This window comes from Bradyrhizobium sp. AUGA SZCCT0160 (assembly GCF_018130105.1).
Lineage (GTDB): Bacteria > Pseudomonadota > Alphaproteobacteria > Rhizobiales > Xanthobacteraceae > Bradyrhizobium.
In genome coordinates, this window is sequence record NZ_JAFCMD010000042.1 from 21,778 (window position 1) to 32,211 (window position 10,434).

The window sequence follows — 10,434 nt, forward strand, 5'->3', positions numbered from 1 at the left end:
CCAGTGCTCTGGGGCCGCATGGCTTTCAACTTCCCGTCAGAAATCGGCGCTTTCGACTCGTCTCAGCTTACGAGTTTGCGTCGTGCCGCATATCCCTCTTTCGTGGGATATGCGCTGCTACGCGCTTTTTCCCCGCATCATCACCCCTCGCGCCAGCGCCAGCCCCATCAGCACGAAGGCCGAGGTCACCTCGGGGCCACCGACCAGGATGCGTGTCGGGGTCTTCATCTTGTTCCACTCATACGCCTTGTAGGGTCCGCGGCGGCCGCCTTCGCCGACACCGGCGACGATGCAATGCAGCGCAGGCGTGAAGCTCGACGCGTCAGCGCCGAGATGCGCGAGCGCCATCAGGGCCAGCGCCGCATCGAAGGCGTTCATCTCGTGGGTGATCAACTCGCCCTCGACATAGGCCAGCACGCGGCCGCGGATGAAGTCGAAGGTGTTTTCGGGATCGATCGCCAGCCGCGCCGCCGGCGGCAGCGCGAGGAAGGCCGCATAGCAGCGGCCGAAATAGGCGCAATAGAGCTCCGGCAGATAATAGATATGCGAGCGCGGATTGGAAAACGCGCCGCTTTCCACCAGCCGCTTCTGGAAGCCGATGATGCGATGAACCGTCTCCAGCCGTGACGGCGTCTCGATGATCTTCCAGCGCGCAAGGTTGCGGAAGCTGACCTCGAGGATGTCGAGATTGAGCGTCGGGTCGAGGTCGTTGCCGTAGGGCCGGTCGCCGGCGAGGTTGTCGATCCATGTCACGACGCCGCCCTCGTACTCGACATTGTCGTTCAGCGGCACCGTCACGCGCGGCTCGTTGGCGCCGCTGCGGACCTGATAGCCGGCGTAGAAATCCAAAAGCGGCTGATCGAGGATCGGATCGGTCGAGCCTGCCTGCGTCGCCGCCGAGAATGAGCAGGCGGTGGTGTCGCAGTCCGGCACGTAGATGCCGAAGCCGAGATCCTGCTTGATCTGGGAAAAGAATTTTGAAAACCGCGGATGCGGCAGCGGCGCCAGCGCGGTGATGACGCGCACGGTGGAGCCGTCATGCGAGGGCACTTCCTCGGCGCTGGTGGCGAGGCAAAAATCGACCATCTCCGAGATGGCGCGGCGCGACGCAGCCGTCTGGTCCACGGAGGCGAGGCCGGTTTCGACAAAGCTGAGCAGCGCCTCGGTGAAGAAGGCGTCGTAATAGGCCGAGCGGTGCCGGATCTGCATCGGCTCCCACATCGGCTCGGCGATGCCGGTCCAGGGCGGATTGATCAGCGCGCGCGCCGGCGAATGCGCGATGAAGATCCGCGCCAGGCTGAACAGCAGGGTCGAGTTCTTGTAGCCGCGCGAATTGAGCCCGGTCAGCGCCATCAGGATTTCGCGCCCGCCCATGTCGGCATCGCCGAGCAGGTTGAACGCGGCATAGGTCGGGATGAAGCCGTTTTTGGCAAACGAGCGCAGCAGATGCACGCCGCAGGTCCGGATCACGCGCTCGATCTCGGCGAGGTCAGGCGCTTTTGCAGGCGACACGGCCGGCGCCGGCTTTGGGTGGCGGACATCGATCGTCGCCATCAGTTCGGCGATGGGTTGACCTACCGCTTCCCAGTCCGGCGCGTCGTCGTCGCGGGCGCGGGTCAGTGCCTCACGCAGCGACTGCAGCCGGCCTTCGTCGCGAAGTTGCGGCAATCCGGTACGGCGCAGCAGCGGCCGCAGCGCGGGGTTGCCGAGCGCGGTCCGATAGAATTTTCCGAGATGGGGGTCGCCGCCGGCATAGTTCAGCAGCAGCGGATCGCAGACGTCATACAGCGACGGCCCGTCCTTGCGGGCGGTCAGCGCGCGGTAGGCGGCGCCGGCGAAATATTGAAAGCCCATGCAGTCTCTTTTCGCCGGAACCGTGAACCGAGGGCCGTCGAATCTACCGCCGGCCTGCAAGCCATTGAAAATGATACAAATCAGCGGGAAATACAAATGTGACTGATGTCACAGAAAATGCTCCCGATTTGGTACCATCATTCTCTTGGGGAACGTCATGCGCCAAAGGAGGTTGCCCGCAATGGCCGTGCGGGTTAAGGGTTTCTTTGTTGCGGTGCCGCAAATTGCCACAATTCGACGGCACACCAATTCGCAACCCCTCAAACCTAAACGGCACTGGCGCGACTAACTTGGCGCGCCCTGGTCAACGATTGGGAATTGAAACAATGGACGGTAGCAAGCCAAGCATCTCTCGCCGCTCGGTCACCGTGGCCGCCGCTTTGGTCGGCCTGGTGTCACTGGCGATCGGCGCCCATGCTGCGCTCAACAAGCGTTCGCTCGATGTTGCCAAGGCGATCGCGACCGAACAGAATTCCGACGTCGCCACCAAGACTTCCCGCGTCGCACTGGTCATCGGCAACGGCCACTATCCCGACGCCTCGGCACCATTGGCGCAGCCGATCAATGACGCCCGCGGCCTCACCTCGGCGTTGCGCGGCAAGGGCTTTGACGTCGACGTGGTGGAAGACGCCACCAAGGACGACATGGCCCGCGCCATCGGCCGGCTCAAGTCCAAGATCAAGCCCGACAGCGTGGTGATGCTGTTCTTCGGCGGCTACGGCGTCCAGGTCGGCCGCCAGAGCTACATGATCCCGGTCGATGCCGCGATCTGGAAGGAAGCCGATGTCCGCCGCGACGGCGTCAGCATCGAGTCCGTGCTCGACACGATGAAGGAGCAGGGCGCCAAGGTTAAACTCGTCGTGGTCGACGCCTCGCGCCGCAACCCCTATGAGCGCCGTTTCCGTTCCTACTCCCACGGCCTGGCGCCGATCTCGGCCCCCGAAAACGCGCTGATCCTGACCTCGGCGACGCCGGGCAAGGTGGCCGACGATTCCAAGGGCCAGTACAGCGTGCTGATGTCCGAGCTGCTCAATAACCTCGCCGCGCAAGCGGGCCTCGAAACGGCGTTCAACAAAACCCGCGTGACGATCTCCCGCGCCAGCGAAGGCGAGCAGGTTCCCTCGGTGTCGTCCTCGCTGCTCGAAGACGTCAGCATCGGCGGGTAAGTACCCCTCGTCATGCGCGGGCTTGACCCGCGCATCCATCAAGCAAAATATCTCTCAAGATCGATGGATGGCCGGGTCAAGCCCGGCCATGACGGCTAATGCCGTCACTTCGCGTCCGCGGCCACCATCACCGGGCGCACCGGATCGCCTTCGCGCAACAGGGCGCCGGCGCGGGCGACCACGATATCGCCTTCGACGATGCCCTCGCGGATCTCGACCTGGCCCTGCTGCATCAATCCGGTTTCCACCCGCCGGGTCTCGACGCGCTGGCGCTTCACCACCTGCACCACGGTGCCGGCATTGCCATAGAGGATCGCGGTCAGCGGCACCGAGATGCCGCAGCTCTGGCCGGTCTTGATCTGCGCCCGTCCGGAAGAATTGACCAGAAGCCGGCGGTTGGTGGTGACGGCGATGAACACCTGAGCGAGCTGGCTGTTGGGCTCGACCGTGGTCGACAGCCGACGCACCCGCCCGTCGACTTCGCCGGCGCCGATCACCTTGATCCGTGCGCTCTGGTTGATCTGAAGTTTTGCGATGTCGCGGGTCGGCACCAGCCCGACCAGGTCGAATTCGCTGCGGGCGATGATCGAAAACAGCGCCTCGCCCTTGCCGGACGCCATGGCGCCGACCGCGGCGGTCGAGGCTGAAACCAGCCCGGCGACGGGCGCCTGCACCAGCACCGTGCCGCCTTCCGGGAGTGTCAGCCGGGCCAGCGTCTGGCCCGCGGTGACGGTGTCGCCGGCATCGATCAGCACTTCGGCGACCTTCAGCCCCATGCGCTCGGGCCGCACCTGCGTTTCCTCGCGCGCGATGATGGTGCCGGACACCTCGACATTGTTGCCGAAGCAGGATTTCGCGGCCTTGAACACGGTGACCGCCGCGCCCTTGGGCGCCGTTTCCTCGTCGGCGGCAAACGCCGGCGGCGCGGCCAGGCTGAGCGCCCCCGCAAGCATCAGGGCAGGCAGCTTGAGGTCGCGCGCGGTGATCATCGGCGTTTCATTTCCAGTTTCGGGCCCATAAATACCAGAAATGGATACCAGATGGCCGACCGGCGCGCCAAGCGGCAAGAAGACCACCAAGAAGGCCCAAACCGCGGCTCAACCGCCTGCCAGGCTGACCAGCTTCGCCGCCGGCTGGCCGGCCGCCAGCGGCACGCCGGCAAGTTCATCGGCGCGGGCGATATGGGCCGCGATCACAGGGTTGATGATGCCGGCATGGGTCATCGCGAGCATATGCCCGGCATCCGGCAGATGGCGCAGTTCGGCGCCGTCGATGTCAGCGGCCAGCCGGCGGACGATGCGCTGAGTCAGGTTCGGCGATTGCCCGCCGGACAACAGCAGCGTCGGCACCCGCAGCGAGGCCGCCGCCATCGTCACATTCTCTTCGGCGAAGGCGGCGGCGAAATCGTACGGCAGCCGTTCGGCATGCTCGATCATGCGGATGCGCGCGGCGACAGGCAGTTCCTCGCGCGGGCCGGAGCCGCACCAGAACTCGGAAAACTTGTCGATCGCCTCCAGCACTGATCCGTTCCAGATATCCTGACGCACTTCGGCGGCGAGTTCGGCGAACTGGTCGTGCAGCCGCCGGTCCGGCGCGTTTTCGCGCAGCAGCGTCGGCAGCACCGGCTCGATCAGCGTCAGACTGCGGATGCGATGCTCATACGCCGGATCGGTCGCGATCTTGAACGCGATGGCGCCGCCATAGGAATGGCCGACCAGATGGATCGAGCCATTGGCCTGATCGAGCGTCTCGCGCAGGCACGCCACTTCCTGCGCCAGTGTCAGCGGCAGGTCGAACGTGCAGGCCTTACTGCCATAGCCGATCAGATCGGGCGCGATCAGTTTTGTGCCTGGCCCAAATTCGGCGCCGAGTTTTGTCCACTGGCGTCCCGAACCGAGCGAGCAATGCAACGCGACGACGCAAGCGGTGGCGTTTTGTCGTGAAGAGATTGGAGTCAAAATGTTCATCGGAGCAATCCTGTGTGTTCGTTTCGGAAATGACTTTCTCTCCGTCATGGCCGGGCTCGACCCGGCCATCCATCTTCTTCGAAGGACTCTTGCGAAGAGGGATGGATGCCCGGGTCAAGCCCGGGCATGACAACGTTGGTGGTGTGTGGACGTGCAGCGTCATCGCTTCGTGATCACCACTTCCAGATACTCGCTCGGCACCACCATGGTGCCGTTGCTGGCGCGGTTCATGCGGACGATCAGGGCGTGCAAATCGTTGTGCAGCTCTTCCTGCTTCGCCGGCTCCAGCGCCGCGAACGCTTTCAGCACCGGTCCGTAGAACGTCTTGAACACGTCGAGGAAATGCTCGGCCGAGCGGTAGCGGAAATTGAACAACCGCGACTCCGCCTTGATCGAGGCTGCGTCGGCGTCGAACATTTCGGTGAGCCGCGTGCGGGTGCCCCACATCGCCGGCGATTTCGCGCCCGCGGGCGGCGGCAGATGTTTGCCGAGCGTCTTGAATACCTGGCCGATGAAGCCGTCCGGCGTCCAGTTGGCGAGGCCGATCTGGCCCTTCGGCTTGCACACGCGCAGTAGTTCCGAAGCGGCCTTGTCCTGGTTCGGCGTGAACATCACGCCGAAGGTCGAGAGCACGACTTCAAAACTGTTGTTGTCGAAGGGGAGGTTCTCCGCATCGGCCTCGCGAAACTCCATCGTCATGCCTTCGGCATTGGCGCGCGCCCGGCCGCGCTCCAGAAGCGCCGGCACGTAATCGGTCGAGGTCACCTCGCACCAGCGGCGCGCAGCGGCGAGCGAGGCCATGCCGTTGCCAGCGGCGACATCCAGCACCTTCGAGCCGGCCTTGAGGTCGAGCGCCTCGCACAGCTGCTCGCCGACGATCTGCAGCGTGGAACCGACGATGGCGTAATTGCCTGACGACCACGCCGCCTGCTGCCTGGTCTTCAGCGCGGCCAGATCGGGCGCGGGCATCATGGTCTGGGCGGGGGTGGCTGCGGTAGCGGTAGCTGGGGTGGCCATGCGGTGTTCCTCCGGTCATGCGGCCGCAATGCGGGCCGCGATGAACCGAACATGCCGTTCCGAGGACCTAAAGACTCTGAGACGGGGCTGATTTTGCCTTGAGGCCACCCTGATTTTTCTGTGAGGCAGGCATCTGTGAGGTAAAACACGTCATGGCTGATTTGAGCGCGCTAATTGAGCGGCCCCGCCAGCAAAGCCCGGCAAAACCGGGCGACAAGCGGGTCCGATCAAACGGTCACGGGGATCCTCGCGTGCAATTTCACTTCTCAAACCATGTGCTCGACAGCGCCGTGCGCGAATTGACCCGCGATGGCCAAATTGTCGCAGTCGAGCCGCAGGTGTTCGATCTGTTGATGTACCTGGTCGAGCACCGCGACCACGTCGTTACCAAGGACGATCTGATCGAGAGCATCTGGCATGGCCGCATCGTCTCCGAATCCACGCTGACCAGCCGCATTAACGCCGCGCGCACCGCCATCGGCGACAGCGGCAAGGACCAGGCGCTGATCCGCACCATCGCTCGCAAGGGTTTTCGTTTTGTTGGAGATGTCAGCAGCGGTGCACTTGCGCCGCAAAGCGCGAACCCTGTCGCCGTCGCTGCGCCTCAACCAGCGCCGTCGCAGCCGACCCGCCCGCCCGAGCCCGCGCACATCTCCCTGCCGCCGCTCGACCGCCCCGCGATCGCCGTGCTGCCGTTCACAAACATCTCCGGCGAGCCCGAGCAGGAATATTTTTCCGAAGGCATCAGTGAAGACATCATCACCGCGCTGTCAAAGCTGCGCTGGTTCTATGTCATCGCCCGCAACTCCTCTTTCGTCTATCGCGGCCGTCAGGTGCATCTGAAGCAGATCGGCGAGGAGCTCGGCGTCGGCTATGTCGTCGAAGGCTCGGTGCGCAAGGATGGCGACCATGTGCGCATCACCGCGCAGCTCAACGATGTCGTCACCGGCAGTCACCTTTGGGCCGAGCGCTACGACCGCAATTTGGCCGACGTGTTCGCGGTGCAGGACGAGATCACGCAGGCCGTGGTCGCCGCGATCGAGCCGCAGCTTTACGCCGCCGAGAATTTCCGCAGCCAGCGCAAGACGCCCGACAATATGGACGCCTGGGATCTCGTCATGCGCGCGCTGTCGCATTACTGGCGGGTGACGCGATCGGACAATCTGGTGGCGCAGGCGCTGCTCGAAAAAGCCATCGCGGTCGATCCCCACTACGGCCAGGCGCTCAGCCTGCTCGCCGCCTGCCATACGTTCGCGGCCCATATGGGCTGGGAGGACATGCCGACGGCGGTGCGGGCGGCGGAACGCGCCGCGTTGGCGGCGATCCGCGCCGACTCTGAGGATGCGTGGGCGCATTATGCGCTGGCGAGCGTCTATCTGTTCAACCGCCGCTTTGACGATTGCATCGCCGAGTTCGAGCTGGCGCTGCGGCTCAATCCGAATTTTTCGCCGGCGCGCGGCATCTATGGCGTGGCGCTGTCCTATCGCGGGCGCTGGGAGGACGGCGACGCCGCCGCCCGGCAGGCGCTGCGCTTTTCCCCGCGCGATCCCTTTGCCGGCATCTATTGCGGCGTCGCCGCCTATTGCCAGTATGTCGGCCGCAACTACGAGGAGGCGATCCGCCTCTCCCGCGAAGCCCTGCGCCAGCGCCCCGATTTCGTCGGCGCCCACCGCGTGCTGACGGCGTCGCTGGGCATGTCCGGCTTCACCCAGGCGGCGGCTGCGGCACTGGAGGGGTTGCGGAACGTGCAGCCGAATATCTCGCTGGCGTGGTTATCCAGCGAGATGCCGTATGAGCATGAGGTGGAGAGGGAGCATTATCTGGAGGGGTTTAGAAGGGCGGGGTTGGGGTAGGGGGACGGGGCTCACGCCGCTTTCGTCAGAGGTCGCGCTCGTTCAATCCGCTTGCGCGCCAGTGGTGAATGCATCGCTTCCCATAGATCGCTTCGCCGCTGCACATCGAGCCAGAAATCCGCACGGTTGCCGAACGCGCGGGCGAGAATGAGCGCGGTCGCCGCGGTCACGTTGCGACGATCGTTGCACAACTCGTTGACGTGCTTGCGTTGCACGCCCATGCCCTCAGCCAGCGCGCCTTGCGTCAGTCCGATCGGCTGCATGAACTCCTCGACGAGAATCTCGCCAATCGTCGCCGGCTTGCGTTTTGTCATCAGCATGGTTTGCCTCACACGTAGCTGCGATCGTCTAAACATACGTCTTCAGGTTTCCATCAGGAATTGACGGTTCGTTGGCCTTGATGTATACCAATGGTATCTACCAATTAGCGAAGGAGGGCGGATCATGAATTCACCCACCAAACCGCTCATACGATCGACCGCGAAGCTGTTCATGCATGGCCGCAGCCAGGCGGTACGCCTGCCGAAGGAATTCCGCTTCGAGGGCACCGAGGTGCAGGTCAGCAAGGTCGGTGACAAGGTCATCCTTGAGCCGTTGAAAAAGCAGCCCATCGATCTCGATCAATTCTGGGCTGAGCTCGACGCGCTTGGTGCGCGGGACTTTCTGCCGGACGGAGTCCCGGACGATCCGCCGGTCGAACCCGACCCACGCATCTTCGTCGACGAATGATTTGCCTCGACACCAACATCGTCATCGGAATTGTGAGCGGACGCAATTCGTCGTTTCGTCACCGCGTTGGAGAACAGATGCGCGGGGGCACGCCAATAGGGTTGCCGGTCATCGCGTTATTCGAAATGCGCTACGGATTCGCCAAGAGCGACCGGCGTGAGCACAACGAACACTTGCTTGAACGATTTCTTGGGCTGGGCATCGATCTTCTCCCGTTCGAGCCGGAAGATGCCATGCATGCCGGCGATATCCGCGCCGACCTTGAAAAGGCAGGCACCCCGATCGGCCATTACGACATTCTGATTGCCGCGCAAGCGCGCCGCCATGGCGCTACCTTGGTGACGGCGAACGCCCGCGAATTCGCGCGCGTGCCAGGACTGTTGGTGGCGAACTGGGAAGCATAGACCGCCAGCCCGTGAAAGCTGGCGGTCCATGCATTCTCATCCCGGCACTCACCGCACCGAACCACTCCACCTCACAGCAAGAAATCCGCCGTCGTGAACTGGTGGCTGTTCGTCGAAATGATCTCCATGTCGGCCGCGCCGCCGTTGATGTTGAAGAACACGTGCTGGCCGTCGTCATGGGTTTCGAACCAGAACTTGCCGGCCTGGGTGGTCGCGCCGCTGGACGAGAAGGTGAAGGTGCTGTTGCCGTTGGCGGAATTGCCGTCGGCGTCCATGAAGGACACGTCGATCTTGTCGCCCACCTGGAAGTCGGTGATCCGGTCCGCGGCGCCGACCGCGCTCTCGTTCTCGGTGCCCAGGCCGACGAAGTAGACGAAATTGTCGTTGCCCGTGCCGCCCGACATCACGTCGGCCTTGCCGCCGCCGTAGAGCGTGTCTTCGCCGCTGCCGCCGAACATCGTGTCGATGCCATGCAGGTTGGACGCGACCGCGTCATTGTCGCCGACCAGATAGTCGTTGTCGCTGCCGCCGCTGATGCGGTCCGCGCCGGCGCCGCCGAAGATGTGGTCCTCGCCCGACTGGCCGTTCAGATTGTCGTCGCCTGCGCCGCCGTCGATCGTGTCGTTGCCGGAGCCGCCGAACACCTTGTCGGCGGAGTTGCCGTCCAGGATGATGGTGTCGTTGCCGCCCTGGCCGTTGACGAGCTTGGGGGCAGTCCCCGTCAGCTGGAAGTGAAAGTTGCTGTTGCCGCCCAGGTTCTGAAAACCGTCGCGCGCATCGTCCTGGGTCAGTTCGGATTGTTGTTCGGCGTAATCCAGCTTGTTGAATGGTTTCCAAGGATAAATCATCGTCGCGTTCCCTCTGTGCCGGCCGCCCAGAATGGGCTTGCCTGTGACGGAGAACATCGCAGGGAAGGCGGGCCGGCGCTGTTCCCTGGGGAACAGGCTGCTAGGGAGTTGTTTCCTCCGTCATTCCCCGATGCGCAATTGCGCATCTGTGGGCGCGCCTCTTGGCGCGAGCCCCGGAATGACGAAGGAGAGAGATGCGACAAATCGGCACGACGGCGGCGCCCGGCGTAGCCTTGGCGAAGCCGGGGCAAATCAGTTCTGATTTACGGAAATCGTGTCAAGTAGAAAATTTCCGTAAATCAAAAATATTTCTATTGTCGTCCGACCCAAATCAGTGCGCATCTATCGCCATCCCGTCCTACTCAGAAGGGCGTCGGCCGTCGTCACGGACGTTGGACGGGTTGCGATGGACGCTTGTTTGCGCTGAGACGACGGCGTGGATAAGCGTACGGCAAAACCGTGTGGTCCTGGCACCCGTTGCAGGTGTCAAGCTGTCGGAGAAGCGTGAGCGGAAACGATAGCGACGGAGTCAACCCAGAACTCGTCTCCGGGGAGATCACGGCATAAGCCGTAAAGCCATTGCGCAGGGAAGGCCG

10 protein-coding genes are annotated in these 10,434 nt (G+C 63.6%); 4 read left to right on the forward strand and 6 right to left on the reverse strand.

Annotation, left to right across the window (positions count from 1 at the left end; all coding sequences use genetic code 11):
• Positions 1 to 117 precede the first annotated feature (117 nt).
• Positions 118 to 1,854, reverse strand: a complete 1,737-nt coding sequence (locus JQ558_RS36120; RefSeq protein WP_212296647.1) for a hypothetical protein — start codon at positions 1,852 to 1,854, stop codon at positions 118 to 120.
• Positions 1,855 to 2,180: 326 nt separating this feature from the next.
• Here JQ558_RS36120 and JQ558_RS36125 point away from each other — a divergent pair, with 326 nt between their 5' ends.
• Positions 2,181 to 3,020 carry a caspase family protein gene (locus tag JQ558_RS36125; RefSeq protein WP_212276408.1) on the forward strand — a complete coding sequence of 280 codons (840 nt, stop codon included), beginning with the start codon at positions 2,181 to 2,183 and terminating at the stop codon, positions 3,018 to 3,020.
• A 104-nt stretch (positions 3,021 to 3,124) separates the two neighbouring features.
• On the opposite strand, the gene JQ558_RS36130 is transcribed toward JQ558_RS36125, so the two are convergent.
• The 3 genes from JQ558_RS36130 to JQ558_RS36140 form a co-directional block, all read right to left on the reverse strand.
• Positions 3,125 to 4,009, reverse strand: coding sequence for an efflux RND transporter periplasmic adaptor subunit (locus JQ558_RS36130; protein ID WP_212037440.1), 885 nt, complete (start codon positions 4,007 to 4,009; stop codon positions 3,125 to 3,127).
• Positions 4,010 to 4,117: 108 nt separating this feature from the next.
• Positions 4,118 to 4,987, reverse strand: coding sequence for an alpha/beta fold hydrolase (locus JQ558_RS36135; RefSeq protein WP_212296648.1), 870 nt, complete (start codon positions 4,985 to 4,987; stop codon positions 4,118 to 4,120).
• 159 nt (positions 4,988 to 5,146) lie between these two features.
• A complete protein-coding gene (locus JQ558_RS36140) occupies positions 5,147 to 6,004 on the reverse strand; it encodes a class I SAM-dependent methyltransferase (protein WP_249142787.1) in 858 nt (285 codons plus the stop codon).
• A 251-nt stretch (positions 6,005 to 6,255) separates the two neighbouring features.
• Between JQ558_RS36140 and JQ558_RS36145 the strand changes: the two genes are divergently transcribed.
• On the forward strand, positions 6,256 to 7,857 hold the full coding sequence (locus JQ558_RS36145; protein ID WP_212296649.1) for a winged helix-turn-helix domain-containing protein: 1,602 nt from the start codon (positions 6,256 to 6,258) through the stop codon (positions 7,855 to 7,857).
• A gap of 11 nt (positions 7,858 to 7,868) precedes the next feature.
• On the opposite strand, the gene JQ558_RS36150 is transcribed toward JQ558_RS36145, so the two are convergent.
• Complete coding sequence (locus JQ558_RS36150) at positions 7,869 to 8,177, reverse strand: HigA family addiction module antitoxin (protein ID WP_212214535.1); 309 nt, start codon at positions 8,175 to 8,177, stop codon at positions 7,869 to 7,871.
• A 124-nt stretch (positions 8,178 to 8,301) separates the two neighbouring features.
• On the opposite strand from JQ558_RS36150, the gene JQ558_RS36155 reads away from it, so the two are divergent.
• Both JQ558_RS36155 and JQ558_RS36160 read left to right on the forward strand, forming a co-directional pair.
• Positions 8,302 to 8,586, forward strand: a complete 285-nt coding sequence (locus JQ558_RS36155; RefSeq protein WP_249142788.1) for an antitoxin — start codon at positions 8,302 to 8,304, stop codon at positions 8,584 to 8,586.
• Positions 8,583 to 8,990, forward strand: a complete 408-nt coding sequence (locus JQ558_RS36160; protein ID WP_212296650.1) for a type II toxin-antitoxin system VapC family toxin — start codon at positions 8,583 to 8,585, stop codon at positions 8,988 to 8,990. Before JQ558_RS36155 ends, JQ558_RS36160 begins: the two co-directional genes overlap by 4 nt.
• Positions 8,991 to 9,061: 71 nt before the next feature.
• Here JQ558_RS36160 and JQ558_RS36165 read toward each other — a convergent pair whose 3' ends face one another.
• Complete coding sequence (locus tag JQ558_RS36165) at positions 9,062 to 9,838, reverse strand: calcium-binding protein (RefSeq protein ID WP_212296651.1); 777 nt, start codon at positions 9,836 to 9,838, stop codon at positions 9,062 to 9,064.
• Positions 9,839 to 10,434: the final 596 nt, after the last annotated feature.

Coding starts and splice junctions, on each gene's coding strand:
- JQ558_RS36120 (WP_212296647.1), bottom strand. CDS start 1,854: ATGGGCTTTCAATATTTCGCCGGCGCCGCCTACCGCGCGCTGACCGCC.
- JQ558_RS36125 (WP_212276408.1), top strand. CDS start 2,181: ATGGACGGTAGCAAGCCAAGCATCTCTCGCCGCTCGGTCACCGTGGCC.
- JQ558_RS36130 (WP_212037440.1), bottom strand. CDS start 4,009: ATGATCACCGCGCGCGACCTCAAGCTGCCTGCCCTGATGCTTGCGGGG.
- JQ558_RS36135 (WP_212296648.1), bottom strand. CDS start 4,987: ATGAACATTTTGACTCCAATCTCTTCACGACAAAACGCCACCGCTTGC.
- JQ558_RS36140 (WP_249142787.1), bottom strand. CDS start 6,004: ATGGCCACCCCAGCTACCGCTACCGCAGCCACCCCCGCCCAGACCATG.
- JQ558_RS36150 (WP_212214535.1), bottom strand. CDS start 8,177: ATGCTGATGACAAAACGCAAGCCGGCGACGATTGGCGAGATTCTCGTC.
- JQ558_RS36155 (WP_249142788.1), top strand. CDS start 8,302: ATGAATTCACCCACCAAACCGCTCATACGATCGACCGCGAAGCTGTTC.
- JQ558_RS36160 (WP_212296650.1), top strand. CDS start 8,583: ATGATTTGCCTCGACACCAACATCGTCATCGGAATTGTGAGCGGACGC.
- JQ558_RS36165 (WP_212296651.1), bottom strand. CDS start 9,838: ATGATTTATCCTTGGAAACCATTCAACAAGCTGGATTACGCCGAACAA.